This window comes from Telluria antibiotica (assembly GCF_011682055.1).
GTDB lineage: Bacteria > Pseudomonadota > Gammaproteobacteria > Burkholderiales > Burkholderiaceae_D > Telluria > Telluria antibiotica.
In genome coordinates, this window is record NZ_JAAQOM010000018.1 from 105731 (window position 1) to 131860 (window position 26130).

20 protein-coding genes are annotated in these 26130 nt (G+C 62.1%); 12 read left to right on the forward strand and 8 right to left on the reverse strand.

Going from position 1 to position 26130, the window contains the following annotated elements; all coding sequences use genetic code 11:
- The first annotated feature begins 424 nt into the window (after positions 1-424).
- Together HAV22_RS25365 and HAV22_RS25370 are read left to right on the forward strand one after the other, a co-directional pair.
- Positions 425-1732 carry a spinster family MFS transporter gene (locus HAV22_RS25365; RefSeq protein WP_166863083.1) on the forward strand — a complete coding sequence of 436 codons (1308 nt, stop codon included), beginning with the start codon at positions 425-427 and terminating at the stop codon, positions 1730-1732.
- A gap of 139 nt (positions 1733-1871) precedes the next feature.
- Complete coding sequence (locus HAV22_RS25370; RefSeq protein ID WP_166863085.1) at positions 1872-2654, forward strand: HpcH/HpaI aldolase family protein; 783 nt, start codon at positions 1872-1874, stop codon at positions 2652-2654.
- A 76-nt stretch (positions 2655-2730) separates the two neighbouring features.
- On the opposite strand, the gene HAV22_RS25375 is transcribed toward HAV22_RS25370, so the two are convergent.
- The 5 genes from HAV22_RS25375 to HAV22_RS25395 all read right to left on the reverse strand — a co-directional run bounded on the left by HAV22_RS25375 (position 2731) and on the right by HAV22_RS25395 (position 9414).
- A complete protein-coding gene (locus tag HAV22_RS25375; protein ID WP_166863087.1) occupies positions 2731-4383 on the reverse strand; it encodes a tannase/feruloyl esterase family alpha/beta hydrolase in 1653 nt (550 codons plus the stop codon).
- A 102-nt stretch (positions 4384-4485) separates the two neighbouring features.
- A complete protein-coding gene (locus HAV22_RS25380) occupies positions 4486-7287 on the reverse strand; it encodes a TonB-dependent receptor plug domain-containing protein (RefSeq protein ID WP_166863089.1) in 2802 nt (933 codons plus the stop codon).
- Between the two features lie 153 nt (positions 7288-7440).
- Positions 7441-7878, reverse strand: a complete 438-nt coding sequence (locus HAV22_RS25385; RefSeq protein WP_166863091.1) for a hypothetical protein — start codon at positions 7876-7878, stop codon at positions 7441-7443.
- A 61-nt stretch (positions 7879-7939) separates the two neighbouring features.
- Complete coding sequence (locus tag HAV22_RS25390) at positions 7940-8359, reverse strand: VOC family protein (protein ID WP_166863093.1); 420 nt, start codon at positions 8357-8359, stop codon at positions 7940-7942.
- A gap of 224 nt (positions 8360-8583) precedes the next feature.
- Entirely contained in the window at positions 8584-9414 is an 831-nt protein-coding gene (locus tag HAV22_RS25395; protein ID WP_166863095.1) for an HTD2 family dehydratase, read from the reverse strand.
- A gap of 360 nt (positions 9415-9774) precedes the next feature.
- On the opposite strand from HAV22_RS25395, the gene HAV22_RS25400 reads away from it, so the two are divergent.
- The 6 genes from HAV22_RS25400 (at position 9775) to HAV22_RS25425 (ending at position 19130) form a co-directional block, all read left to right on the forward strand.
- Positions 9775-11337 carry a winged helix-turn-helix domain-containing tetratricopeptide repeat protein gene (locus HAV22_RS25400; RefSeq protein WP_166863097.1) on the forward strand — a complete coding sequence of 521 codons (1563 nt, stop codon included), beginning with the start codon at positions 9775-9777 and terminating at the stop codon, positions 11335-11337.
- Positions 11338-11555: 218 nt separating this feature from the next.
- Entirely contained in the window at positions 11556-13793 is a 2238-nt protein-coding gene (locus HAV22_RS25405; RefSeq protein ID WP_166863098.1) for a TonB-dependent receptor, read from the forward strand.
- Between the two features lie 109 nt (positions 13794-13902).
- The gene (locus tag HAV22_RS25410) at positions 13903-15543 is read left to right on the forward strand and encodes a tannase/feruloyl esterase family alpha/beta hydrolase (protein ID WP_229421416.1); all 1641 of its coding nucleotides are present in this window, start codon (positions 13903-13905) and stop codon (positions 15541-15543) included.
- Positions 15544-15630: 87 nt separating this feature from the next.
- Positions 15631-17085: an MFS transporter gene (locus HAV22_RS25415; RefSeq protein ID WP_166863102.1), complete on the forward strand. Its 1455-nt coding sequence runs from the start codon at positions 15631-15633 to the stop codon at positions 17083-17085.
- Positions 17086-17488: 403 nt separating this feature from the next.
- Positions 17489-18478, forward strand: a complete 990-nt coding sequence (locus HAV22_RS25420) for a ParB/RepB/Spo0J family partition protein (protein WP_166863104.1) — start codon at positions 17489-17491, stop codon at positions 18476-18478.
- 304 nt (positions 18479-18782) lie between these two features.
- Positions 18783-19130 carry a KfrB domain-containing protein gene (locus tag HAV22_RS25425; RefSeq protein ID WP_166863105.1) on the forward strand — a complete coding sequence of 116 codons (348 nt, stop codon included), beginning with the start codon at positions 18783-18785 and terminating at the stop codon, positions 19128-19130.
- Positions 19131-19152: 22 nt separating this feature from the next.
- Here HAV22_RS25425 and traM read toward each other — a convergent pair whose 3' ends face one another.
- From traM to HAV22_RS25440, 3 genes are read right to left on the reverse strand one after another with little or no spacing between them, the layout of a single operon-like run.
- Complete coding sequence (traM, locus tag HAV22_RS25430; RefSeq protein ID WP_166863107.1) at positions 19153-19602, reverse strand: conjugal transfer transcriptional regulator TraM; 450 nt, start codon at positions 19600-19602, stop codon at positions 19153-19155.
- A 12-nt stretch (positions 19603-19614) separates the two neighbouring features.
- Positions 19615-20340 (reverse strand): PRK13886 family protein, encoded by a 726-nt coding sequence (locus HAV22_RS25435; RefSeq protein ID WP_166863109.1) that lies wholly within the window; start codon positions 20338-20340, stop codon positions 19615-19617.
- Positions 20340-20753: a TraK family protein gene (locus HAV22_RS25440; protein ID WP_166863111.1), complete on the reverse strand. Its 414-nt coding sequence runs from the start codon at positions 20751-20753 to the stop codon at positions 20340-20342. The genes HAV22_RS25435 and HAV22_RS25440 overlap by 1 nt, the downstream gene beginning before the upstream one ends.
- Positions 20754-21088: 335 nt before the next feature.
- Here HAV22_RS25440 and traJ point away from each other — a divergent pair, with 335 nt between their 5' ends.
- From traJ to traF, 4 genes are read left to right on the forward strand one after another with little or no spacing between them, the layout of a single operon-like run.
- On the forward strand, positions 21089-21463 hold the full coding sequence (gene traJ / locus HAV22_RS25445; RefSeq protein ID WP_166863113.1) for a conjugal transfer transcriptional regulator TraJ: 375 nt from the start codon (positions 21089-21091) through the stop codon (positions 21461-21463).
- 24 nt (positions 21464-21487) lie between these two features.
- Positions 21488-23503, forward strand: a complete 2016-nt coding sequence (gene traI / locus HAV22_RS25450) for a TraI/MobA(P) family conjugative relaxase (protein WP_166863115.1) — start codon at positions 21488-21490, stop codon at positions 23501-23503.
- Positions 23500-25485: a type IV secretory system conjugative DNA transfer family protein gene (locus HAV22_RS25455; RefSeq protein ID WP_166863117.1), complete on the forward strand. Its 1986-nt coding sequence runs from the start codon at positions 23500-23502 to the stop codon at positions 25483-25485. Before traI ends, HAV22_RS25455 begins: the two co-directional genes overlap by 4 nt.
- Positions 25482-26045, forward strand: a complete 564-nt coding sequence (gene traF, locus HAV22_RS25460; protein WP_166863119.1) for a conjugative transfer signal peptidase TraF — start codon at positions 25482-25484, stop codon at positions 26043-26045. The genes HAV22_RS25455 and traF overlap by 4 nt, the downstream gene beginning before the upstream one ends.
- Positions 26046-26130: the final 85 nt, after the last annotated feature.

Sequence of the window (26130 nt, forward strand, 5' to 3'; positions counted from 1 at the left end):
CATAAATATTGATACTGGTTCAGTTTCTAGATAAGAGCATTGGTAGCCGAGATGGTCGCGGATGGGCCGGCGCATGTCATGAAGCAGTTGCAAAAAGTTCCGAATGCGGTCCGAACCGCTCGCGGGTCGGGGCGTGCGCGAACGGCGGGGACATGAGGTACGTCCGGCCTTGGCCCGGATGGCATCGAACGACGCGCTTCGCAATTTTTTGGAACTCCTTCATGACTGGTGCTGGCGCGCCGGCCATGATTCTTTGGAGCGAATTTCACATCAAGCCAATCAACCCGCACCGAGGACTCATCGCAATGATCAGGATTAACCGTCACCTTCGTAGTCATGCCAGCGCTGCCCATCCGGCCAGGACAGGCATACCCGCCCGTCTCAGCTCGACATCCGTGTTGCCCGGCTTTTTTAATTGAGGGTCATGATGACAAGGAACGCAAACCGGGCCGTACCATTGCCGCTCGTGCCCGACAAGCAGACGGACACGCGCGGATGGTCGAAAGCCACCATCCTGGTGCTTGCCGCGCTGACGGTCATCAGCTTCTTCAACTACACGGACCGTGTCGCCGTCGCGGTTCTCATCGAGCCAATCAAGAAGACGCTGCAGTTTTCCGACACGCAGGCAGGCCTGATCACAGGCCTGGCCTTCGCTCTGTTCTATGCGGTACTGGGCGTGCCGATCGGACGCCTGGCCGACAGCAGCAACAAAGTGAAGCTGCTGATCATCTGCTTCCTGTTGTGGAGCACCGCGACCGCGCTGTCCGGTATGGCCACCTCCTTCCTCGGGCTGTTCATGGCACGCCTGCTGGTGGGCGTCGGCGAGGCGGGGTGCTTACCCGCGAGCTTCGCCATCATCAGCGAACGGTTCACACCGCGGCAGCGCCCGTTGGTGATCAGTATCTTCCACGCCGGCGGACGCCTTGGCACGGCCCTCGGCATGGCCGGAGCGGGTATTGCCGGACAAGTCTACGGATGGCGCACGACGCTCATGGCGGTGGGTATCATCGGTATCCCGGTCGCGCTTCTGGTCGCCGTCGCACTGCGTGGGGAAGGCGCGCGGCAGAAGCAACAGGCGGCGAAGGCACCCGGCGTCAAATTGGCAAAGGTCCTGGAAGTGCCCGGTGTCGGCTATCTCGTCACCGCAATCTCGTTAAGTTCTTTCGCGACCTATGGCATCACCCAGTGGCTGCCTGCGTTCCTGGTCCGCAATCATGGCGCGACACTCGGCGCCGCCGGCGTGTGGAGCGGCGCGACGACTGGCGTGGGCGGGATTCTGGGCACGCTTGCCGGAGGAATGGGAGCCGCATACCTGATCCGTCGAAATCGGAACTGGGACCTCTGGCTCCCGGCCGCGGTATATGGCCTTGCGGCGCCGCTGTTTCTCATCTCTCTGTTCAGCCCGACGCTCGTTGCGGCGTCCGGCTTCTACTTCGCCGCAACGCTGCTGGCCACATCGGGGGGCGGAGTCGTCCTGGCCGCGTTCCAGCGCTTCACAGTGCCCGCGCACCGGGCAACCGCCAACGGATTCATGCTGATGGTCTCCGCAGTCGCGGGCGTCGGCCTGGGTCCGCTGGCGGTCGGTGTCGCCAGCGACCAGTTGAAAGGAGTGCTTGGGGCCGAGTCCCTGCGCTGGGCTCTCGCGGTATGCGCCGTCACCTTCCTCGCAGCCAGCTGCTTCTATCTTCGGGCCGCGCACCGCGCCACGGGCGACATGGCGGCATCCGACTGACCAGGGCGGTGCGCCGCCGTGGTTCCCCTTCCGTCCTGCCGGACAAAGGCGCCGCCCGATCACTGGCAGCGCCTGCCGAAGACCCGCATCACGTCACCCAGCGGGTGTCCATTCACACAAAACATTTGACGCTCATGCTATGACAACAAATCTCAAATCCCGCCTGGCCGCAAACGAAGTCCTCGTTGGCGCGGTCGTCAACATCCTTGATCCCATGCTGGTCGAAGTCATTGCCGGCGCCGGCGCCGACTTCCTTTTCATGGACTTTGAACATGGCTTGAAGGACTATTCCGCGGTGGCGAATGCGCTCGTCGCCGCGGAACTGTGCGACGTCCCTGCCCTAGTCCGCATCGGCGAGAAATCGGAAAACCTCGTCGCGCGAATGCTGGATGCCGGTGCGGCAGGACTCTTGTTTTCGCACGTCAGTACTGCAGAAGAGGCCCAACAACTTGTTTCCTGGTGCAGATACAAACCGCTCGGGACGCGAGGCTCCGGCGTCACCCGGGGGTTCCTGCGCCATTACGGCAACGAATTCGACCGGCGCCAGCAGGCCAGCAGGGACGTCGCCTGCATCATGATTGTCGAGGATATGGTCGGGGTGGGAAACCTCGAGGCGATACTCGCGGTGGACGGCGTGACTGGGATTGCGATAGGGCCGGGGGACCTCTCGATGGAACTCGGCGTGGATCGCTGGGATCATCCGAAAGTGCTGGAGCTCCTGCAGCACATGGCCACGACCGTCCGCAGTTTTCCCGGGATGGGACTCCTGCGACTGTGCGTGGACCCGGCGGAGGCGCCGGCGCAGATTGAATCAGGCACGAACATGATTTTGATTACACATGATGTCCATCTGATCAAGAATATGTATAAGTCGCTCTTCACGGGTTATCACACCGCCGTCGAAAAAACGAATAAAAGATAATACGGCGTCGCCGTGAGTCCGGTCACAGGGAACGTCCGCCTACACAGTTCCCTGCAACAGGCGCGTCGCGACATCGTCAGTTCAGATAACGCGCCGCCGGCACTTGCCTGCTTCCTTGTTCGTGCCGGGCACAGACAAAACTGTCATGCTTCGAGACCTCTCCTTGTCGATATTCCGGGAACGCGGGATAGGCGCAAACCGGCCGCTCTTCTGCCCGCGCATCGCTGCCTCCGGCTTTTCGAGCGATGATCTGCTCGGGCGCCACACCGCCTTCCGTCCACGCGACGAGCGCCATCAGGGCGTCGCCCTCGGTACGCGGAGGAACGCTTGAGCTGAACGGCTGCCCGATGTCGGTTGCGCCGGGACCACCAACGCAGTGCCCCATTCCGGGAATGAGAAACAGCCGTGCAAAGTCCCGACCGCCAGCGACTGCGCTGGTGGAGAGGACGCGATCGTAATATTGGACGACGTCCTGGAACGGTACGCCCGGGTCGGCAAGTCCCGAATACAGCATCAGCTTGCCGCCATGCAGAGCAAAATTGTTCAGGTCGCTATCATTCGCGTTCAGCGACGATGCCAGGCGCGCGTCGACCCGATCCATGTCACGGTCGAAATCGAACCCGTCAGGAGAAAACGCATCACCGAGTCCCCAGCGCATCACGAACAAACGCGACACTAGACTGCGGTCGCTGAACCGTGCGGGTCCGAGCGGCAACTCTTCGCTGCCCGGCGTGAGGCCTGGATAGATGCGCTCGCCGGTATTTGGATTGACGGGTCCAGCGTACAGCCGGCGTAGCGCTGCCAGCTGGGGCTGGGTAATGCACTGGTCGGACACGGTATGGGCCTGACATTGCGGAAGCGCCGCAGGATCGAAGTTACAACGACGCGGATCGGTGAGGAATTGGTCGCCGGGCGCGCCTCCGTCCTTGCCCGCACAAGCAGTGAGCACAGCGTGCGACACCATCGACCATTGCGCAGCCGACAGCCTGCTCTCGGGCGTCGCATTCATGGCTTGGTAATTCCACAGGAAATAGCTGGAACTGTGTGTCCGGTTGTTGCCCGGGGCGCCGGCCAGGATGCCGTCGTAATCGTCCGGGTACCGCTGCGCCGTCACGAGGGCCTGTTGTCCGCCAGTAGAGCATCCCTCGAAATACGACCGGAACGCAGTGACCTCATAGTACTTGCGCACCAGTGCTTTCGCGACCCGCGTCATCTCGTGTGTTGCGCGATGCCCGAAGTCGCGCCATCGCTCCGGGTAACCGTCCGCCAGCGCGATATCCGGCGCCACTCCCATGTCCGTGTTGGCGACCGCGAACCCACGCTTCAGCCCTTCGATCATGCCCATGCCGTAGGCGATCGAACCCGCACCGCCGCCGTTGCCGGTGCCAAGGAAGCGGCCGTTCCAGCCCTTCAGCGGCAACCAGATTTCGATGCCGATATCCGATTCCGGCGTCGGCGCGGCCCGGGCCTGCACCCTGCAAAACCCGGGCAATGTCGCCGCCCTCTGCCTTACGTCGCCACCGGCTCCGGTCCCGGTCGGCACAAATCGACCAGCCGCAACTGCGTTGGCTGACACGATGCGCGCCCCGGCCACGACGACAGCACCAAGGGCCTCACAAGCGTCGATGGCCGCATCGTTCGCGTGCGCCGTGGATTGTGCGACCAGGCCAAGGACAAGTCCGGCCGATGCCGCAGCCGCGACTTTGACCGCATTCTTACGAATCCGCATACACTCCCCTTCTTCAGATGGACCGGTGCCGACGGCGAACCGGTCTTGCCACAACCCCTTCCCGGATACCGGCGTCTCGCCGGAACCGGTCCGGGATGGCGTTCACATCGAGAACCGGACCCCCAGTTTGAAATAAGGTCCGATGCGGTCATAGCTGCCGGCCTGCGTCGGGAAAGCCATTGGCGGTTTCTTGTTGAGAATATTGTCAGCTCTCACATAGACGGTCCACTCGCCTTCGCCACGTTTGATCCGTTGCTCGATCCCCGCCCCCAGGTACCAGACGCCAGGCAGACTATTGTTCTGAATTAAAGACGCGCTGGCGATACTGTATTTGGCCGGCCCCAGGCCGCTGGCATTGGCGCTGACCGTCGTGTCCCCGTTGCGATAGCGGGCGCCGATATCCCAGCCCAGCTTGGGAATGTTGTACGACAGGACGTCGCCCGCGTAATTCACCTTGCCGGTCCCAAGGTCGACGGCGTACTCCCTCACGAAGTTCGCCAGCCCGCGGACCTCGAGCTTGCCGGCCGCGCCAAGGTCGAATCGGTACGAGCTTTCGAGGTCGAGGCCGTTCGTGGTGATCGTTGCAAGGTTGGCATACGGGGCGACGATCGACGTGATGGCGCCGCCTGTATCGCGCGTGATGAATCCGCAGATAGACGCGTTCCCGGCCTGGCACTGGTCCACCGTTTGCTGGGCCGTGAGCGTCTGGATCGCTTTCGTCAGGTTGATGGCGTAGTAGTCCAGCGACAAGTTGAATTTTGGAAGAAAGGCAGGTTGCAGGACGATGCCGGCCGACGACGTGATCGCGACCTCCGCTTGCAGTGACGGATTACCGCTGGAGAACGCGGCGGCATTCACCTGCGTCTTCGTGCGCGGATCGATGACCGTCGTTCCTGCGCCAGCACTGATGAGTCGCGAGTTCAGTTCGAGGATGTTCGGTGCGCGAATGTCGCGCGACCGGACCGCACGGAAGCGAACGCTCGAGTTCGGTTCGTACGTACCGCCGAATTTCCAGGTCGTCGCATCGCCGGACGTGCTGTAATTGGTCTTGCGGACTGCGCCGTTCACCTCGAGGGACTTCATCATCGGCAGTCCTGCGCCGAGCGGAACAACGGTCTCGAGAAACGCTTCCCGGACTTGCATCTTCCCGCTCAGCGGTTGCTGGTTGTTGTAGGCAAAACCGCGCGCGGCCTGGATCGCGTCGACGGTCTGGTCTTCCTTCGTCGACCGATATTCGGCGCCGGCAGCCACGGACACCGCGCCAGCCCAGGTTGAAAACGGCTCTCCGGATACGCGTCCGCCCGCGTTGAACTCATTCAAATGGAGGTAAGTCAGTCCGGTACCATAGGCATATGCCTTGGCGGCCAGGTTCGGCGCCCCTTCGCCGAACAGATTGATCGGCACACATCCATTGCCTGGATTCGACAAGGTGGAGCGGCACACGATCTGGCCGTTGGCAGGATTGACGACCGCATCGACCGCCCTGTTGAAGTTTGCCGGGATGTCCGCGTTGTCGTAGCGCCAGTTATAGTTGCTCTCGCCGTAGGCGGTGTATGCGGTTGCTTTCCAGCTGCCGGCAAGGCTCATGTCGACACCCAGGCTGCCTCGATACACGTTCGAGAAACGCGTAAATTCACTGCTCCCGAACTCCGCCGAAAAACGACCGAGCGGGAACGATTTGACGCCGGCGGCGTCCATTTGCGTCGCTACGCCAGCAGGAAGATATGCATTATCGCGCTGGATGTTGAATGCGCCGAGGAGGACCGTGGCGGGCGGCACCGAATGGAAATTCGTCTTGCTTTCGCCGTAGAGGAAATCCCCGTGCACTTTCACGTCCGGCGATACGTCGAACGACAGGTTCGCGTAACCTGAATACCGCTTCTGCGGTGCAGTCAGGTCTGCGACCCGTTGAAAGAAGGCCAGATCGTTCCGTTGGCGCGGGCAAACGACGTTGACGCCGACGACAGGCCCGCACGGTTGATACGGCGCTGTCGCGCCGCCTGGAAGAAACTGGGTATTCGCGAGGGGGCCACCGGTGATCAGGCCGCCGAACGTCATGTTGTTGTAGTACACATAAGGCGCGACGACGAGCGGTTTTTGCCCGTTCGTTGGCGTGTAGTTCGAATTGGGAACCGTGCCCACCGCGTAATACAGGTCGTTCCTGCTGGAGACAGGGACCGCTTCCGACTTGTAGCCCTCGATACCCAGGACAAGGTGGGCTCGGTCGCCGAGGTCGCCACCCCATGCCAGGCCGGCTTTCTGCGTCCCGCCATCGGAGTGGGAAGAAATACCGGCTTCCACGTTTGTTTTCAAACCATTCAGCCTGGTGTCCAGCACGATGTTGGCGACGCCTGCGACGGCATCCGAACCGTACGCGGCCGATGCGCCGCCCGTCACGATGTCGATACGTTTCACGAGCAATTGCGGCAGCACGGCGATGTCGACCGTCCCGATGTTCGTCGTCGGCGTCATGCGCTCGCCGTTAACCAGGACCAAGGTACGATTCGCTCCCAGCCCGCGCAGGTTGAGGAAGCTGCCGCCGCCTGTACCACCGATGGCCTGGCCGCCGGTCATTGGCGTCGCCGTGTTACGCGCCGCAGGCAGCAGCGAAATCGCTTCGATCAGTACCGATGGCGCGCGATCGACGAGGAATTCTTCACCGACCACCGTCAGGGGCGTGGGCGCCGTATAGCCTGCGCGCGTCACTCGAGTGCCCGTCACGACGATCGAGGGCGTGGCATCACCGGCAGGGCTGTCCGCGACCGGTCCCGGCTTGGCCTGCCCGGGCACTTCCTGCGCGAATACCCCCGCACTGACCAGGCTGGCGAGCAGAATCGCAGAGCGGTGTCTGAATACGTTCGGCGCAGGCTGTGCGACCTTGATGTTGCCGGACGTTGTTCTCATTTTGTTGATCTCCTCTGCGAATCCCGCCAGGACTGGCCTGATTCAATTGGCTGCAGGCGTTTAACTACGCCTTACGTTTGTATGGATGGTGGAGCCGCGGCACCATGGGCTCGCGCGCTGCGCCGGGGCGCAGCAACTGCCCACACGCCGGTTTCATGACGCCGGCGACGCAGCGTCAGGTGTTTTGGCCGTGCCGAAGAGCGCCGCCACCAGCGGGTCACGGCGCGCGGCACTTCCCGTCTCGCCGCCGGCGGGGTCGACGCTGCGCCAACGCCTGTCGACCTGTGCGCAGTCCTTGCGCCGCAGGCCGGTCGTGGGGGCCGGTTCGGTGAGGCCGTCGAGGAAGTGTCGTACCGCTGCCGGATCCGCACACAGCGTATAGACGTTGCGGTCACAGGCATCGCTGTCGTGCCGGGCCTTGCGCAACGCAACCAGGCCGGCCCCACGCAACTCGGCGAGGTAATAGCGCGATGCCGACGCCGAGCAGACGAGCAGCTTCGACACACCGGCACAGCCGATATCGCGCAGCGCAAGCTCATGGACCAAAGTGCGCAGGTTGATCCTCTTCCGTTCGCTCGAAGAATTCGACATGGGACTTTTCAGTACATGGGACGGCGGTGCGCGACTCGGCATGGCTGGCGCGCGACGATCGTTACATATTGGGTTGATGGACTTCGATGACGTTGCCGTCGGGGTCCTGAAGAAACACCTGGTACCAGCCGGCGATGGCCCACTTGCCGTAATCCGAGTACTTGATGCCGCGTTCGTCGCACCTGCGCATGAAGCCCTTGATGTCGTCCGTGCGGAAGCAAAAATGGCCGCGCGCCATGGGATTGATGATCTGGTTCAGCTTGAACCCCGTGTCGAGATCGCGCTCGGCCCAGTGGAATTCGATCGCACCGTCAGTCAGGAAATCGACGTCCCCGGAGTAGCCGTTCGAGTTGCGATCGAAGTTGACCCGGGTGTGCTCTTCGTCATGGATGGTGCCGAGATCGAACAGCGTCTTGTAGAACTGCGTCAGCCTGGGCAGGCTGTCGGTACACAGATTCATGTGGTGAAAATGGAATTTCATGGCAGCTCCTGGAATGAAATGAGTGGTCCTGTACTTAAAAAATAGCGACGTGGTCGCTGGCGCCCGTCAAACGTCGACGCGTCGGCCACAAGCCGCCGGTGGTCCTGCGCAAGCGCATCGTTCGCGTCCTGGGCTCGACAACAACATCCTCGCGCCTAGCCCCGGTGATGTCATGAAACAGTTGCGAAAAATTCCGAAGGGGGTCCGAACCGCATGCGCCGTCGTCACCCTGCGTCGACTTTCATGTCGATGGCCAGGCGCCCCCGGTCGTCGAATGCCCGCACCCGCCAGGTCTCCCCTTCACGATGCGCGGCCAGCGTCATCGGGCGGCCGCAGAACAGCGGTGCGACATGGCGTGCCTGCAGCAGCGTTGGCGCGACGCACAGGTCCCTGCGCATGAATTCGGTCAGCAGCAAGGTCGCGAGGCCGCCGTTGACCACCAGGTCCGGATAGCCCTCCACGTCCCGCGCATAAGCCTTGTCGAGGTGGATCTTGTGCGAATTGAAGCCCAGCGCCGAAAACTGGAAGATCAGGGTCTCGTCGGGAACGACCGTCTGCGACCAGTCGTCCGATACCGTCACCGGCGCCGCGGCCTCGTCATCGATGGCGACGCCTTCGCGTGCGGGCAGGAGGAGATACGTTTGCGTCTCCGAGATCGCCAGTTCGAGATCGGGCAGTGTGCGCATCTCGTGCAGGATCGTCGCGATCGCCATCGGGCCGTTGTTGGTCGTCTTGGGCTTGACGCTCTGGATGCAACTCGTGCGGATGACTTCCGAACCGATTGCGATTCCCTTCAGGTAGGAGACGTTGCGTCCGCCCAGCACGAGGCGTGGCAGGCCCAGATCCGGCATCGGGACGCCGAGCCCCGGAAATCCGTCGCTGCGCAAGGCTGAACGGCGCGTATCGGCCCCCAGCAGCACGAAATGCCAGCCGCGCGGGAGTGGCGAACCTTCGACGATATCACCCGGATCCAGGTCCAACATGGCTGCCACGCGGCGCGCCACCGCCACACTGCAGCTTTCCACACGACTTACCGTTTCGCTCAGATCAAACATCCTGTCCTCTTCCGTTTTTCTTTATCGCGCTGACGCGAATACATGCGTTGGCATCAACCATCGATCGCCCGGTGTCCCTGATCGAAATGCGAAGCTCAAGGAGATTCCTGGCGAAGCTCGCTCCACATTCGACGCCGAGGAACCGCCACGACCTGCAGGCGATGGCTTATACTGCGATTCCACTTTGCAATCCGGCTCGCGTCGGGTACCTTGCATCCCATGTGGATGCGAGCTTCGTGCCGACGAGCACACGAACGGCATGGTCCGGCATAGCCGAAGGGATGTCATGAAACAGTTGCGAAAACTTCCGAAGGGAGTCCGAACAGCCGGTGCGCTGCGCGGCTTGTCCCGATCATGAATATGTTGGTACGCAGATTTGTTTTCGGGTCGTTCGTGTACGACGTGGGCCGCAATGCGCTCACGAGCGAGGGCGCGCCACTTCCTTTAGGACACCGCGGACTTGCGATCCTCCATGCGCTCCTGAAGACGAATGGCCGCATCGTCACCAAGGCCGAACTGATGGATGCCGCGTGGCCGGGTGTCGTTGTCGAGGAAAGTAATCTTTCCGTCCAAATCGCCAATCTCAGGAAAAGCCTGGGCTCGACCAAGGAGGGAACGGACTGGATCGCTACCGTGCCCAGGGTCGGCTATCGCTTTTCGCAACCGGTGGTGATGGAAGACCAGAATGCCGTCACAGCCGGCGCGCGCGAGCCGCGCCAGGCCGGCCGGAAGCCGTCGATCGCCGTACTCCCGTTTTCCAACCAGATCGGCGACCCCGAGCAGGAATATTTCGCCGACGGCATTACCGAAAACATCATCGGTGCGCTATCGCGGTTCCGCTGGTTTTCCGTCGTGACTCGTCATTCGAGCTTCCGGTTCAAGGGTGCGGCCATCGACATCAAGGAGATCGCCCATCAACTCGACGTGGGCTACCTGCTGACGGGCAGCGTACGCAAGTCCGGTCCGCAGATTCGTGTCTCGGCCCAGCTCAGCGATGCACAGACCGGGCATCAGTTATGGGCGGACCGCTATGACGTGCAGCTCGGCGATGTGTTCGGCATTCAGGACCAGATCGCCGAACAGGTCGCCGGCGCCATCGAGCCGGAGCTGCTGAAGAGCGAATCGGATATCGCGGCGAGACGGCGCCACGCGAGCGACGCGGACAGCACCGATCTGGTCTATCAAGGCGCGTGGTTTTTCCACAAGATCACCCGTGCCGCGCATGTACGTGCCCGCGAACTGTTCCGAAAAGCGCGCGAGATCGATCCCGATCTGCCGGAAGCGAACCTCTGGCTCGCCCGGGTCAACGCAGGCCTGGTCGCGTACGGCTGGAGTGACGATCCCGAGAGCGATCGTGCCGAAGCCCTCGACGCGGCTTTATCCGCCGTCCAGCTCGACGAGAAGAATCCCTACGCCCACTACGCGCTCGCCATCGCGAGCACGTACGCCGGGCTGTTCGACCAGGCGGTGCGCGCCGCAGAAAAAGCCCTTGAGCTCAGTCCGAGTTTCGCCCTCGGCTATCTCGTGCTGGGCCTCGCACGCCTGTGTGCAGGGTCCGCATCGCAGGCGATCAAACCTCTCGAGCAAGGCTTGCAGCTGAATCCATTCGATCCGCAAAACTTCATCTGGCTTAATACGCTCGCGCTTGCCCAACTGCTTGCCGACAAGGCCGACAGTGCGCAGGAGACGGTGCTCAAATCGCTCAAGGTCCGGCCGCAATTGCGATCGACCCTGGAAACGCTGGCGTGCTGTTACGTACAACTCGGCAACGTAAACGCCGCACGGGAGTGCGTGGCCCAGATCCAGGGCCTCGAGCGCCCCGCCTACGATATCTTCGACCTGCTGCGGCATCACAATCCCGGCTGGGCCAACGCGCTCCGCGTCCTGCTCGCGCAGGCGGGCATGAAGGATCCCAAGGCTTGACCGGAGCGGCGCCCGTCCGCCGGTGCGCCTCACGGTCTTCTCTGCAGCGATCAATCGCCCCGCCCTACCCCTTGCCGCGATTCGGACAAGTTTCGGATATCTTCGCAACTCCTTCAGGACTTCGAATTCTGCGGGCGCTATCGTCTCCCCACCAATGCTGCCGCGACGGGCACCGTGCCCGGAACCGATGAAGCAGCAGTACACAGGAGACATAGTCCATGAGTAATGTGAAAACGATCTGCGTCGGCCTCATCGTGCTTGGCGCACCGACAGCCGTCTTCGCGGGCGAACCGGACAGCCAGGTAGTCAACCAGCCGCAAGTGGCTGCCTCCGATGCACCGGCCACGCCTGCCGCGCCGATCCCCGTACCTGCGGAGGCAGGCAAGATCGAGGAGGTCGTCGTCACGGCGCAGAAGCGATCCGAGAACGCCCAAAAAGTTCCGATCGCCATCAGCGTGATCACTGAAAAGAACCTGGAGGCACAACACATCACAGGCATGGAAGACCTGCCCGCGCTCCTCCCTGGCCTGAAGGTCGGGAACAGCGCGGGGTCCGGGCTGGTGTACTTGCGCGGCACCGGCCAGAATTCCGGCGCTCCCGGCATCGTCAACCCCATCTCGACCTACCTCGACGGCATCTATATCGGCATCGCACGCCTCGGCCTGTTCGATCTTCCCGCGGTTTCCCAGATTGCCCTGCTAAAGGGTCCGCAAGGCTCCCTGTTCGGCCGCAACGCGTCAGGCGGCATCATCCAGGTGGCCACGAAGGATCCCAGTTCCAGGTCGAGCGGCAGCGCCCAACTCGGCTACGGCAATTTCGGCACGGTGAATGGCGCCGTCTACGCAACCGGTGCCCTCGGCGACACCGTGGCTGCAAATTTCTCGTTCAAGGGCCGGACCCAGTCGCAAGGTGAGATCACCAATGTCTACACGGGCAACGACCTCCTGAAAGAGCGCAGCTACTCGATGCAATCGAAAATCCGCTGGACGCCGAACGACGACACGACCGTCCTGTTGAACGCGGCCCGGCTCTCTTCGCGCGACGTGCGCGGCGTCGTCAACGGCCCGCTCCCCGGGTACACGGCAAACGATGGCGTCACCACCTATCTCGGCGAAGACAAGGTCCGCCTGCGCTATGATCCCCACAGCAAGGTCGACACCAAGCTGCTGTCCCTGAAGGTCACCCACGACCTGGAATGGGCCGCAGTCTCGAACCTGCTGCACGGCTTGTCGTCCGAAACCCTGTTCAAGGACCTGCAGGGCAGCGGCCACGCCGGACGTCCCAATCCGAACAACCAGCCCGACCAGCATATTACGGCGCCCACCAGGATCATCGCGAACGGCGACGATCTGCAGATCTCGTCCACCGGCAACGGCCCTCTCAAATGGATCGCAGGCCTGTCGTATGAATACGAGCGCACCGATTCGACGTTTGCCGTCTACGCGGACGAGGCGCTGATCTCGAACACCATCGGACGCGTCACGAGCGATGCCCTGGCCGAGTTCGCACAAGCGACCTATGCGATCACCCCTTCCACCCGCGTCACAGGGGGCCTGCGGTACACCTCCGACAAGTTGACGTTCACGGGCAGGAATACAGTCACGGGCCAGACGTCGGCGGGACTGGCACCGAGCACGACGTATAAACAGTTGACGTGGCGCGCCGCCATCGACCACGACCTGACCAGGAAGATCCTGCTCTACGCGGCCGCAAACCGCGGATTCAAGGCCGGCCAGTACAACATCACCTCGGTCACGAACCCACCAGTGAAGCCGGAAATCGTCGACGGTGTGGAAACCGGCTTCAAGAGCATGCTGTTCGATCGCCTGCGCCTGAATACGGCCTTGTTCTATCAAAAATCGAGCAACATCCAGCTCCGCTCCAACCAGGCCGGCAACGTCATCCTGTTCAACGCGGCGAAAGCCAAGACCGCCGGCATGGACGTCGATTTCGATGCCAGCCTGTCGGAACACTGGTCGCTGAAGGGCGGCCTCGAGTGGATGCCTGTCGCGAAGTACACGAGCTTTCCGAATGCCTCGGCGGTATTACCGTCGCCATTGACCACCATTCCCGCCAACTGCAACGGAACGCCGAGTACGGTCAAAGGCGGCACCGTCAATCTGGTCTGCGATCTCACCGGCTATCGCATGATTTTTGCCGCCAAGGTGGCAGCGACGTTGGGCGTCCAATACAGCACCACTGCGCTCGGCGGCAAGACGGAAATCAACGTCGGGGACGGCTACTCGTCGCGCTACTTCATCGATCCGAATGGATCGACCTTTGTCGATCCCCAGCATGTGCTCAATGCATCCGTAGTCTGGTCCGCGCCTGGCGACAAATGGAACGTGCGCTTGTGGGGAACTAATCTGACGGACGCAAAGACTGGGTTTCGGGGGTTCGCCTATATTCCAGGCTCTCCTCGCAGGTTTGGCGTCGAGGTGGGGATGAACCTTTAATCCGACGAGTCGGCGCCGGTGGCGGTGCAAACCACCACCGGCGTGCGTATGCCCGGCACCGCCTAATCATGAAATCAAACGTAGTCTTCCTGCAATGAGCGTGAATATTATGAACGCACGGTCACCGCGTCTCTTCCTCGACAAGCTCGCGTGCGCAATTGCCGCGGCGTGCGCCATGCTCCCGATGATAACGCGCGCAGCCGATTGCCAGAGCCTGAGCGGCAAGACCATAGCTGGTGCGACGGTCGTCGAGACGAATGATATCAACCCGCCTTTCGTGATCGCGAGCGCAGACGCGCAACGTGTCTCCGTGACGACGCCATTCTGCCGGATACGCGGCCTGGTCAGGCCCACTTCGGATTCGAACATTTATTTCGAAGTCTGGCTTCCGCGGCCTGAGTCTTGGAACGGCAACTACCAGGGCAATGCGCCGGGCGGCTACGTCGGCTCGATGTTTTATGAGCCGACCGAGCGTGCACTGCGCGCCGGGTACGCAGCATCAACCACGGATAACGGTCACACCGGATCGGAACCGGCGGAATGGGCGCTTGGCCACCCTGAAAGATTCGCTGACTGGGGCTGGCGCGCCGTGCATGAAACCGCAGTAGCGACGAAGGCCATCATCGCAGCCTATTACGGCAGAGGGCCGAGGTTCTCCTTTTTCATTGGCTGCTCCAAGGGCGGCGGTTCGGCGATGATGGAGGCCCAACGCTTCCCCACCGACTACGATGGCGTCATCGCCCGTGCGATGGGCTGGAACCTCTCGGCCCGTCTCGCCATGTACCTGTGGACCATCCAGGCGGCCCAGGCGCCGGGCGCCTGGCTTTCGCCGGCCAAGCTGGAACTGCTGCATCGGTCGGTATTGGCCAGCTGCGGCGCGACGGACGGCATGCTCGACAATCCCGGAACATGCACCTTTGATCCAGGCCGTCTGCAATGTACGACGGATGACGCGACCTCGTGCCTCACGGCGGAACAAGTGGCCGGCGTGCGCAAGATCTATGCGGGACCAGTCGACGCCGGCGGGCAGTCGCTCTATCCGGGTTATCCGCGCGGCTCGGAGCTGAACTGGAGTCGCGCGATGATGGGCCAGCAGGACGAACCCGCAGTGGGAACGACCGCTTATCTCGGTTTTAGCGGCAGGGCGCGTGATTTGTTGTTCGAGCGCGCGAACTGGGACCTGCGCACGTTGGACCCGGTGGACGTGTATCGGCAAGCCCGCCTGAAGCTCGGCACAGCGTGGGATGCGGTCGATACCGATCTCACCGCATTCAAGGCGCGCGGTGGAAAAATCATCGCCTATCAGGGCTGGACCGATGACGCGGTCCCGGCGAATGGCACGATCGATTACTTCGACCGCGTCGCAAACCGGATGGGCGGCCTCGACAATACCAAGTCGTTTTTCCGGTTGTTCCTGGCGCCCGGCATGGACCATTGTGGCGGAGGCATCGGCCCCAATTCGATCGGCGGCCCTTATGGACTTCCCGCACCCGTCCACGATGCGGCACATGACGTCACGGCCGCCCTGGCGCGCTGGGTGGAGCAAGGCGAGGCCCCGGAGCAGATCGTCGCGACACACTACCGGGACAACGACCCCGCGAAGGGAATCACGACACAGCGCCCGCTGTGTCCCTATCCGGCTGCGGCCCGTTTCAACGGCCGTGGCGACGACAGGCGGGCCATGAACTGGGCTTGCACGGCCCCGACGGCCCATCTCACCAGGAACGCCTACGCCCATGAAGAACGCTAGCAACAACGCCATGCGCCCGACTCGCCTCCCGCCGGTGCGGCGGTGCGCGCGGGCAGTCCACAACCATCTCACCACCGTGGGGCAGCAATGAAGACCAAAGCGGATGCGCGCTTTTTCCCGATCGTGTTCGCCCTGATGGCAACCGACTTCGTCTGTTCTCTCGAAGCGAGCATGATCTACGGCGCTTTGCCCACCGTCACGCGTATCCATGGTGACCCGGCATTGGTTGGATGGCTGATCGCGGGCTTCGTCCTCGTCCAGGCAGTCGCCGCCGCCATCGGAGGACGCCTGGGCGACATCTTCGGGCGCCGCAAGGTCCTGCAAACCATATTGCTCGCCAGCGTCGCTGGCTCATTGATGAGCGCCCTGTCGACGGACCTCATCTGGGTTATCGCCGGGCGCTGCCTCCAGGGCGCGTCCGGCGCGGTCCTGCCACTCAGCTTCGCCATCATTCGCTCAATCGCGCCGCCGGACCGGGCCGCGTTCGGTAGCGGCCTAGTGGTCGGCGCCTACTCCGTCAGCGGCGGGTTCGGCTTCATCATCGGTGGATATTTCGCGGATATCGGGCACTGGAGCTGGATCTTCTACATCAGCAGCATCCTCCCTGCCGCCACGGCGACCGTCAACCGTTTCATCCTGCCCAGGGACACCGGCAATCCGGGCGAAAGCCGGAATATCGATTACATCGGCGCCGTCGGCCTGGCACTGGGGGTTGCCAGTGTCCTGGTCGGCATTACGATCAGCCGCTACCACGGTTGGCGCTCGGCAGTGACGGTCGGGTTCATCGGCGCAGGGATCGCCGTGATGGCGTTCTGGACGTGGTACGAGCTACGCCAGGCCGATCCGCTCATCGATGTACGGCGTTTCCGTGACCGCCGATTCTTGTTCACGACCGTGTCTTTCTTTCTGCTCGGTTGCGGCGGACTGCAGATGGCCTACCTTACCCTGACGCTGATGCAACAACCAGTCTGGACCGGTATCGGGCTGGGACTGAGCGGCGCGTTCGCCGGCATAGCCAAGCTTCCCGGCAATGCGGCCGGGGTGATCGCCGCTCCGATCGGCGGCAAAGTCGCCGAACGCCTGAGCGGTCGCCTGTGCGGCATATGCGGTGCCCTGTTGCTTGCAATTGCCTGGATCACGCTGTACTTTTTCCACGACAGCCTGGCATTGGTCATCGGCTGCCTGGTCCTTTCCTCGATGGGCGCCACCATCATGTTTGTCGCGACGCCGGCGGTGATTATGGAGGGCACCCCGGCCACCGAGACCGGCCAGGCGACGGGCTGTGCTTATCTCGTACGGGCACTTGGCCTGGGTGTCGGAGCGCAGCTGGTTTCGCTGTTGCTGGGCTCTTCGATGATCGCCGCGCCATCGGGTGCAACGTACCCGTCGCCAGCGGCATTCCAGCTGGCGATTGGCTTTGTGGCGATAACGTCCGTTCTGGCTTTATTATGCGCGATCGGTGTGCCGAGGATACATAGAGCTGAGAACGTCGACGTCCCCGACGCGCTTGGCATGCCGGGATCTCGGGTCGTCAAAGAATGAATCGTCATCACTACCACCGATAATTTTCAAACTCATCGTCAACAAAATCTAAAGGTACTCGTCCGTTGAAGAAAAAGCGCCCCAGCTTCTTAGGTAAAAATTCCTCTCGCCGGCGGCAAGGGGTAATCCCCCAGTTTTTAAAGCGCACCAAAAGTAGAGGTTAAGCGGCAAGGACGAGTTTCTGTTTTGTGTGATGCCGCCGCGTGCCATCTTGAGCCGGTCGTGATTGCAGGTCCGCATACCGATCGAAAGTATGCGTCGTGGCGGGGTAAGCCCCCCCACAAGGGACTACCATTCAATTGTTTAGTCGTTAAAATATGTCAAAGCTTAGCGATATATCGGACCTCGGCTCTCAGTTTCGGCGTAAGCTGATCTACGTCAAACTGCCCCTGGAGCCCAAACGATGACGGTCATCGAAAATACACGTTTAGCTCAAGTACGCAAACGCCCGCGCAGCGCGACGACCTCGGGCACACCGAGGCCGCTCACCGCCAGCGACGGCAGCCCGCTCATGATCGACATTGCACTGATCGACGAGGACCCCGCGCAACCTCGCAGCAAGAACAATCCTGGCTTACGACCAGAGAGCATCGCCGAACTGGCCGCGAGCTACGGCCCGAAAGGCCCGAAGACTCCGCTGTCGCTGCGCCTCAACCCGGACGCGCCAGGCCGTTACATCATCAACCATGGCCACCGGCGCTACCGGGCCGGCAAACTGAAAGGGCTGGACGCACTGCCTGCGTTTGTCGACAACGACTACGACGATGCCGATCAGGTGATAGAGAACCTGCAGCGCGAAAGCATGACGCCACGGGAAATCGCGGATTACATCGGACGCGAACTTGCGAAAGGCAAGAAGAAAGGAGAGATCGCCAGCCGTATCGGAAAGTCAGCATCGTTCATCTCGCAGCACGTGACCCTGCTCGACCTTCCCGAGCCTGTCGCGATTGCTTTCCGGACCGGGCGCGTCAACGACGTAACTGTCGTGAACGAACTTGTGTCTGCGTTTAAGTTGGCCCCGGCCGAGGTCACTAACTGGCTGAACAATCCCAGCCAGGAAATGACCCGCGGCGAGATCAAACTACTCCGCAAATTCCTCGCCGAGAAGCAGCATGATTCAGACGTGGCCGATAGGCCGAACCGGCAATTCGATTCACCCGTCATCGAAGGGCACCAGGATGCAACGTCGCAATCGGCGAAAGGACAAAGCGAAAACATGCGACGGTTTAGACCCGGGCTTGTCAAGGTCGAGCATAAGGAGCGCATCGCCCACCTTCTGCTCACCAAACGACCGCATTCCACCGGTCGTGGCTGGCTGCGATTCGAAGACGATGGACAGGAGTGCGACGTGGCCCTGGCCGACGTTCGCCTCCTGGCTATAGTAGAAGCCTGAGCCACAACCTCACCCTCTGATCGCCCACCTACGGTACGACTGGCACCGCGTGACGATGCTTTCAGCTCGTCCTGAACGTTCAATCCAATGCCGAGTCATCACGCAAGGTCTGGCTACGCGAATGGCGCTTCAATGGCGTCAGGTAGCTGCCAGTGGTTCACGCTGACCGGGCGTCTCCCAGTCATTATCGACGTCCGCTTCAGCGGACCTCACCTGACTGAAACGGATCAGCTACAATCGCAAGACGACCGGCAATCGGTCGGACGACTACCGTGACTGAAGCGAATGCCGCAGGAGTATATCCATGAAACAGCGTCTTCTTGTCATGAACGGGCAGCGCCTCGTTCAAATCGAGCGGGAGGGTCAGTGGGCGACTGAAAAGGTAGAGAAGGCTGCCGGCGTCAAGCCTGGCATCTATAACATCTATCTTGCCGTCGTCGCCGACAAGACGAAAGCGCACGAGGGCATCATCGTCCATGTAGACCAGCACCATCTATACCAACAGATCGGCAAAGACTTCGTCAGGCACCTGCTTGCCGACTTCAACAAGGTACCTGATATTGGCATCCATGTCAGCGTCAAATACGGGAGCGGTGTCGCCGAAACGGCCCAGCTGACGGCAGGCCGTCGGCTGAAGCATGGCATATCCTGACGGTCCACGTCAGCCCACATTGTCAGCGCAGCGTTCCCCATAACGCGACCACTGCGGCAAGCAAGGTGATGCACGAAGCGACGACGTTAAAAACAGCAAGCTGGCGCGCTTCGCGGAGCGGTTGCGCTAGCCTCGCTAGCAAGTCATCCAACTCGTTGACAAGCACGCGCGCCGATGTCCTTGTGCCTTCCTCCATCAACTGGGCCATCGCCTGCTTGCCCGCGACGAGCGACGCATTCAGGACTCGTTCGGATTTTTCCTTGGCGTCCAGACCCCAGCGCTGGGCAAGCGCTTCCATCTCTTCCTTCAAACCTTCGATCTGTGCCCGCTGGGCCTTGGCGCTGTCCTGCATGAGACGGTGATTGATCGTCTGAAGGACGAAGATGGGATCGTCACGCCCGACCACGATACCGTGCTTCTGCGCGATCTCCCTAATCAAGGCCTCGATCTGGTCGTCCTGTTCTTCAGCCACGTGCGCCCCCTGTCAGATCACGGCAGCGCTGGCGATCTGTCCGAACACCTGGTCGCGAATGATCTTCAGACGCTGCCGGGTCATGATGGTCAGCGTCCCTAGTGCCAAGGCCTCATCGAAGGTGAGGCGCGCCTGCAGCATCTCCGACAGGTCGCGGCCATATGTTTCCTTCTTCAGGCTTGGCAGCCTGACGATGGCGGACACCCGCTCCTTGTTCGCAACGTAAGCCTTCATCTGCTCGAATGTCTTGCCTTCGTGTTCTATCGGGCCGTAGTACGGGTTGAGCCAGACGACAAAGACAGCCTCTGGAGGGAACTGCCGGGCCAGCTGGGCGAAGCCATGAATGGTGTCGAGCAGGGACTGCGCGCCAGCGATCACGATGTGCACGACCAGCTGGTGTCCCATCTCGGTCAGCAGCGACGGCACCCTGTTACTGATCAGGAAGTGCGATAGAGGCACGAAAGAGCTCGCACCGTTGTCGACAATGACGTCGCCTTTGGCCGCATCGATCATTTCGACCAGGCGGTCGAAGCTGCGCGGGTTGATCTCGTCATCCTCCATGATTTCCAGGCGCTGCACCTTGAGTGCGGCGTAACCCGAAAATGTGGCGTTGACCGGATCCGTGTCGATGTTGACCGGCTCGCGGCCCACGTGCCCCAATGCTTGGGCCAGCACCACGGCGACTAATGTCTTCCCGACACCGCCCCTACCCTGCAGGACGAAATGTGCTTTTGCCATTATATTAACTCCTCTCGATTGGGTGCAGCATTGAACGTAAAACCGGACAACTGATCCTGAACCGGCTGCGCATGGACGGACGCTTGCGACGCCCTGCTTTCTATCGAACCAGGCGGTCGCTGGCCTGCCGGCGTCACAAGCAGTGCACGAGGCCCTTGAGTCTTGCGCACAAACGCTGGTTCCGCGGGTCGCACATGCCGTTTCACGTAGACGAGAAAGGCGTCGTAGCTGAATGCGATACGCTTCTGTTCAACCATATGCGTCCAGATTGTCTTGACCGGCCACCCTTGCTCGAGCGCCTCCTTCACGTCCTCCTTCACGCCCAGGAAAGCGACGCGGTTCTTCTCGTGCCTGGCCGAGCGAGCCCGCTGCCTGACCCACTCGGCTAACTCCTCGTTGTAGGACTTTGCCATCGTGATTGCCCATCCCGGCGTGATATCGACATTGTTCGCGCTGCTGTTCGAATCGTGGTCGCGCCGTCTGGAAGCGGCGTGATTCGAGTATAGGAGAGCCGGCCTGATTTTCGATATAAACGGTATGCTTCATTGATCTAATCGAGGATTAACCGAAAGTCCGATTGGTATGCTGCCCTGGAGTAATCGACTCGCAGAGGCGGGCAGGATAGGTGAAGTGGGCCCACCGGCTGCGCCGGTGTTCCCACTTCCCTCCCCTTATTCGCACTTCGTGCTCAACGGGAATCCTGCTCTGCGAGGCCAGCCGGCTGCCGCCGGCCATACGGAGATGGACGATGGACCAAAGGTGCACACGCAAGAACACGCCGCCGGTCAAGGTGTACTGCCTGCCGGAGGAACGCGCTCAGCTGCAGGCCAGCGCCAGCGCCGCCCGCAAGAGCCTGTCGACCTATCTGCTGAACGTCGGCCTGGGCTACCCGGTCCGAAGCATCGTCGACCAGCGATGCGTCGAGGATCTCTTGCGCGTCAATGCCGACATGGGGCGGCTGGGCGGTCTGCTGAAGCTGTGGCTGACCAATGACGAACGCACCGCCGCGTTCGGCGAATCGACGATCCGCGCCCTGCTCGCGAAGATCGAAGCTACTCAGGACGAGCTGCTGGACGTGGTCCGCACGGTGCTCACCCCACGCGACGGGTGCGAGCGATTTTAGCGGCTAAAGTAGAGGCGCTCAGCCATGATCGCGAAGCACATCGCAATGAACGCCGCGGGCAAAAGCAGCTTTACCCGGCTGGTGCGCTACCTGACGGATGCGCAGGGCAAGGAAGTGCGCACGGGCACAGTCCGGATCACCAACTGCATCAGTGACTCGGCCCAAGCCGCCGCGCTGGAGATCCTCAATACGCAAGCAATGAACACGAGGTCCACGGCCGACAAAACCTATCACCTCCTCATCAGCTTTCGCCGTGACGAAAATCCGGACGCCGCCACGCTGGCGGCGATCGAGGACCGCCTTTGCGATGGCCTCGGGTTCACCGGCCACCAGCGGATCAGCGTAGTACATGAAGACACGGACAACCTGCACGTGCACGTCTCCATCAACAAGATCCACCCGACGCGCTACACGATCCATGAGCCGTTCCGCGCCTATCGCGTCCTGGCCAAGTTGTGCGACAGGCTCGAAAACGAGTTCGGCCTGCAGAAGGACAACCACACGCCACGGCAAGTCGGGGCGGAGAACCGCGCCTCGGACATGGAACACCATGCGGGTATCGAGAGCCTGCTCGGCTGGATCAAGCGCGAATGCAAGGAGCAGATGCTGGGCGCGCAATCGTGGGAACAGCTGCACGCAGTGCTCGCCGAACATGGGCTGCGGATACACCCGCGCGCAAACGGGCTGGTGATCAGCGCTGACGACGGCACCATGGTCAAGGCCGGCTCGGTGGGACGTGAATTTTCCAAGCCGAACCTTGAAAAGCGATTCGGCTCTTTTCAGGCCACGCCTAGACAACAGATTTCACGCAAGCCGACGCGCCGATACCAGAAGCAACCGATCGCATCGAGCGTGGATACCACCGAACTGTATGCGCGCTATCGGGCGGCGCAGGCGGAGGCGCTGGACAGCCGGGCGCGCGAACGCGACCTGGCTCGGGGGAGCAAGGAGCGGCGTATCGAGGCGGCAAAGCGCAGCGTGCGGCTGAAACGTGCGGCCCTCAAGCTTGCCTCGATGCCACGGCCGGCGAAGAAACTGATGTACAGCGCCCTTAGCCATGCCTTGGGCGAAGAGATCGCGGCCATCAAGAATCGGTACCGGCTCGAACGCCAGGCCATCGACCGGCAGCACCGCCGGTCCCAGTGGACGGACTGGCTGCGGCGCGAAGCGGAAACGGGCGACCTCCAGGCGCTGGCTGCATTGCGCGGCCGAAATCGGCAAGGCGGCCTGACAGGTAATACGGTCACCGGCGACGTACCGCCGCAGCGTCCGGTCCGCCCCGTTGGCCACGACAGCGTCACGAGGAAAGGCACCATCATCTACCGCGTCGGCAACAGCGCAATCCGGGATGACGGCGGCAGCCTTAAGGTTTCCCTTGGCGCGGACCAAGCCGCGATGCAGAGCGCGTTGCGGATGGCGATCGTGCGGTATGGCGAGCGTATCGCCGTCAACGGGTCGGATACCTTCAAACAGCAGATCCTGATGGCGGCAGTTGCCGGCAAATTGCGCGTTACGTTCTCCGACACTGCGTTGGAACAGCGCCGGTCGCAGCTGGTTCGTGCATCCTCGACACGCGGGAAAACAGAGCCACCGCGTGCGCGACAAGGCGTGGAAGAGGACAAGCGCCGAGGTCCGGACCACGTCGGCATACACGAAGTGCCTGGCCCCACAAGGACAACAGAAAGCGCGCCACCGCCCGAAACCGAGGCATCAACACGCAGCAATGCCGCCGCAACGACAAGGCGTGCCCTCACCACTGGTGCCGCCGACAGGTACATCGCTGAGCGAGAACAAAAAAGAGTCAATGGCTTCGATATACCGAAACACGCTCGATATACTTCCCTTAACGCCGGCACGGCCGCCTATGCTGGCATGCGCCGGATTGACGGCCATGCCTTGGCTTTGCTTAAGCAAGGTGACGAGGTCATGGTTCTTGAAGTCGACGAAGCGACCGCGCGGCGCCTGCGGCATCTGCCGCTGGGCGCGCAGCTAGGCGTGAACGCCCAGGGTGCTATCAAGTCGAAAGGACGCAGCAGATGAAAGCCGGGTTCAACAACGCGGTCGGTCCTCAGGTGCGCGAGCACACAGCGCGAGGCGGCAAGCTGCTCCCTGCCCTGGCAGCGCTGTCCCTGGGCGGCGGCATGCAGACGGCGACCCAGTTCTTCGCGAGGGACATGCGGTACCAGGCAGCGCTTGGCGCCCACGTCGGCGACCACCTCTACGCGCCATGGGGGATTGTCCATTGGGCCACCAAGTGGTATTCGTACTATCCGGACGCGTTCATGCGCGCCGGCGGCGCAGGCATCACGGTTGCCGGCGTTGGCCTGATCGGCGTGCTCATCTGCAAAATGGTCGGTGCCAATACCGCGAAGCCGAACGATTATCTGCACGGTTCGGCGCGCTGGGCCGAGAAGAAAGACATGCAGGAAGCCGGCCTGCTGCCACGAACGCGCAAGTGGCATGAGATCCTGCGCGGCGTGGCACCAAGCGGCGGCCGCGGCGTCTACGTCGGGGCATGGATCGATGACGGCGGCAAACTGCATTACCTGAGACATGACGGGCCAGAACATGTGCTGACCTATGCGCCCACCCGCTCGGGCAAGGGCGTGGGCCTTGTAGTGCCTACCCTGCTGTCCTGGCCCGACAGCGCCGTCATCACCGACCTGAAAGGCGAGCTGTGGGCCATGACGGCGGGCTGGCGTCAGGCGCATGCCAGGAACAGGGTGCTGCGCTTCGAGCCGGCTGACCCGGACTGCGATGTCCATATCAATCCGATGGAGGAGATCCGGTTCGGCACGGCGTATGAGGTTGGCGACGTCCAGAACCTGGCCACGCTGATCGTCGACCCTGACGGACGAGGACTGGAAACCCACTGGCAGAAGACCAGTCAATCCCTGCTGGTTGGCGTGATCCTCCACTCGTTGTACAAGCACCGGAACGAAGGCACGCCGGCCAACCTGGCCCATGTCGATTTCCTGCTGGCGGATCCGAACCGCAGCGTCGCGGAGTTGTGGATGGAGATGGTGACCTACCAGCACTTGGACGGGAAAACGCATCCCGTCGTCGGAGCGGCGGCGCGCGACATGATGGACCGCCCCGAGGAGGAAGCCGGATCGGTCCTGTCGACCGCGAAGTCCTACCTCGCCCTGTGGCGCGATCCCGTCATTGCGCGCAATACCAGCCGCTCGACGTTTTCGATCGCGAGGGATCTGGTGAACCACGACAGCCCGGTCAGCCTGTATATCGTCACCCAGCCGGACGACAAGACGCGCTTGCGCCCCCTGGTGCGGATCGTGTTGAACCTGATCGTGCGCCTGCTGGCGAACAAGGTGGAGTACGAACGGCACATGCTGGAGATGCCGTGGTGGCGCCGCGCGTTGGCCAAGATCGGATTTGTCCGGGCAGCGCATGCGCATATACGCGCCAAGCGCAAATACAAGCACCGGCTGCTGGGCATGATCGATGAATTCCCCAGCCTTGGGAAACTCGAGATCCTGCAGGAGTCGCTCGCGTTCGTTGCTACTTACGGGATCAAGTTCTATCTCATCTGCCAGGACCTGACGCAGCTCCGCAGCCGCGAGGTCGGATACGGTCCGGACGAGACCATCACGTCCAACTGCCACATCCAGAACGCCTATCCGCCGAACCGGTTGGAGACAGCTGAACATTTGTCGAAACTCACCGGCATCACCACGGTCGTCAAGGAGCAGATCACGACCAGCGGCCGCCGCACCAGCGTCCTTCTGGGCCAGGTATCGCGCACCTACCAGGAGACGCAGCGGCCGCTGCTGACGCCAGACGAATGTCTGCGCATGCCAGGCCCCAGGAAGGACGGCGACTTGATCGTGGACGCTGGCGACATGATTGTCTCGGTCAGCGGTTTCCCGGCCATCTATGGCAGGCAGCCCCTGTTTTTCAAGGACGAGATCTTTAGCGCGCGCGCCGCGATTCCGGCACCGGCACGCAGCGACCAGCTACGGCCGGCAGCAGAATCGCTGAACGCCCAGCGGATTTCGCTATGAAATCCATCTTGCGACGTAGTGCCCTCTCCCGGGCCACCAGCCGGCACCTGGTACGCGCGCTCGGCATCAGCGCATCCTTGCTCGGCGTGGCTGCCCTGCTCGGCCTGGCCGGTGCCAGAGTCAACACCAGCAGGAGCATTGCGCTCGGCCTGTATTGGACCAGCGACCGTCCGGCACGAAAAGGAGAGTATGTGCTGCTCTGTCCTCCGACGATTGGCGTGATCGAAGAGGCGCGCAGGCGCGGTTACCTGGCCGCGGGCTTCTGCCCGGGAGGCTATGGCTACATGATGAAACGGATCCTCGCCACTGGCGGCGATGCTGTGACGCTGGACGCCGATGGAGTGCGCGTGAACGACGTAATGCTACCCTTCAGCGTCCCTCTGGTGACCGACCGGGCCGGCCGTCCGATGCCGCGCCTGCGGACCAGTCGCTACTTGCTTGGTGCCTCTGAGGTGCTGCTGATGTCGGACGTGAGCACCACCTCGTTCGACGGCCGCTATTTCGGTCCCGTCAGCCGTGCGCAGATCAGGACCGTCATCGTACCGGTCCTCACATGGTAGGAGGACAAGCGACGCGTGCATCCCACTCCTCCTGACCTTCCAGCGTAAGCAGCACCCCCATTCCTGAATGATGCCGCCAGGCTGT

Excerpts from the sequence above, each read along its gene's own strand:
- HAV22_RS25420 (WP_166863104.1), top strand. The coding sequence starts at position 17,489 with ATGACGGTCATCGAAAATACACGTTTAGCTCAAGTACGCAAACGCCCG.
- HAV22_RS25365 (WP_166863083.1), top strand. The coding sequence starts at position 425 with ATGATGACAAGGAACGCAAACCGGGCCGTACCATTGCCGCTCGTGCCC.
- HAV22_RS25425 (WP_166863105.1), top strand. The coding sequence starts at position 18,783 with ATGAAACAGCGTCTTCTTGTCATGAACGGGCAGCGCCTCGTTCAAATC.
- traF (WP_166863119.1), top strand. The coding sequence starts at position 25,482 with ATGAAATCCATCTTGCGACGTAGTGCCCTCTCCCGGGCCACCAGCCGG.
- HAV22_RS25400 (WP_166863097.1), top strand. The coding sequence starts at position 9,775 with ATGTTGGTACGCAGATTTGTTTTCGGGTCGTTCGTGTACGACGTGGGC.
- HAV22_RS25370 (WP_166863085.1), top strand. The coding sequence starts at position 1,872 with ATGACAACAAATCTCAAATCCCGCCTGGCCGCAAACGAAGTCCTCGTT.
- HAV22_RS25405 (WP_166863098.1), top strand. The coding sequence starts at position 11,556 with ATGAGTAATGTGAAAACGATCTGCGTCGGCCTCATCGTGCTTGGCGCA.
- HAV22_RS25395 (WP_166863095.1), bottom strand. The coding sequence starts at position 9,414 with ATGTTTGATCTGAGCGAAACGGTAAGTCGTGTGGAAAGCTGCAGTGTG.
- HAV22_RS25415 (WP_166863102.1), top strand. The coding sequence starts at position 15,631 with ATGAAGACCAAAGCGGATGCGCGCTTTTTCCCGATCGTGTTCGCCCTG.
- HAV22_RS25385 (WP_166863091.1), bottom strand. The coding sequence starts at position 7,878 with ATGTCGAATTCTTCGAGCGAACGGAAGAGGATCAACCTGCGCACTTTG.
- HAV22_RS25375 (WP_166863087.1), bottom strand. The coding sequence starts at position 4,383 with ATGCGGATTCGTAAGAATGCGGTCAAAGTCGCGGCTGCGGCATCGGCC.
- HAV22_RS25440 (WP_166863111.1), bottom strand. The coding sequence starts at position 20,753 with ATGGCAAAGTCCTACAACGAGGAGTTAGCCGAGTGGGTCAGGCAGCGG.
- HAV22_RS25410 (WP_229421416.1), top strand. The coding sequence starts at position 13,903 with ATGAACGCACGGTCACCGCGTCTCTTCCTCGACAAGCTCGCGTGCGCA.
- traJ (WP_166863113.1), top strand. The coding sequence starts at position 21,089 with ATGGACCAAAGGTGCACACGCAAGAACACGCCGCCGGTCAAGGTGTAC.
- HAV22_RS25390 (WP_166863093.1), bottom strand. The coding sequence starts at position 8,359 with ATGAAATTCCATTTTCACCACATGAATCTGTGTACCGACAGCCTGCCC.
- HAV22_RS25435 (WP_166863109.1), bottom strand. The coding sequence starts at position 20,340 with ATGGCAAAAGCACATTTCGTCCTGCAGGGTAGGGGCGGTGTCGGGAAG.
- traI (WP_166863115.1), top strand. The coding sequence starts at position 21,488 with ATGATCGCGAAGCACATCGCAATGAACGCCGCGGGCAAAAGCAGCTTT.
- HAV22_RS25455 (WP_166863117.1), top strand. The coding sequence starts at position 23,500 with ATGAAAGCCGGGTTCAACAACGCGGTCGGTCCTCAGGTGCGCGAGCAC.
- HAV22_RS25380 (WP_166863089.1), bottom strand. The coding sequence starts at position 7,287 with ATGAGAACAACGTCCGGCAACATCAAGGTCGCACAGCCTGCGCCGAAC.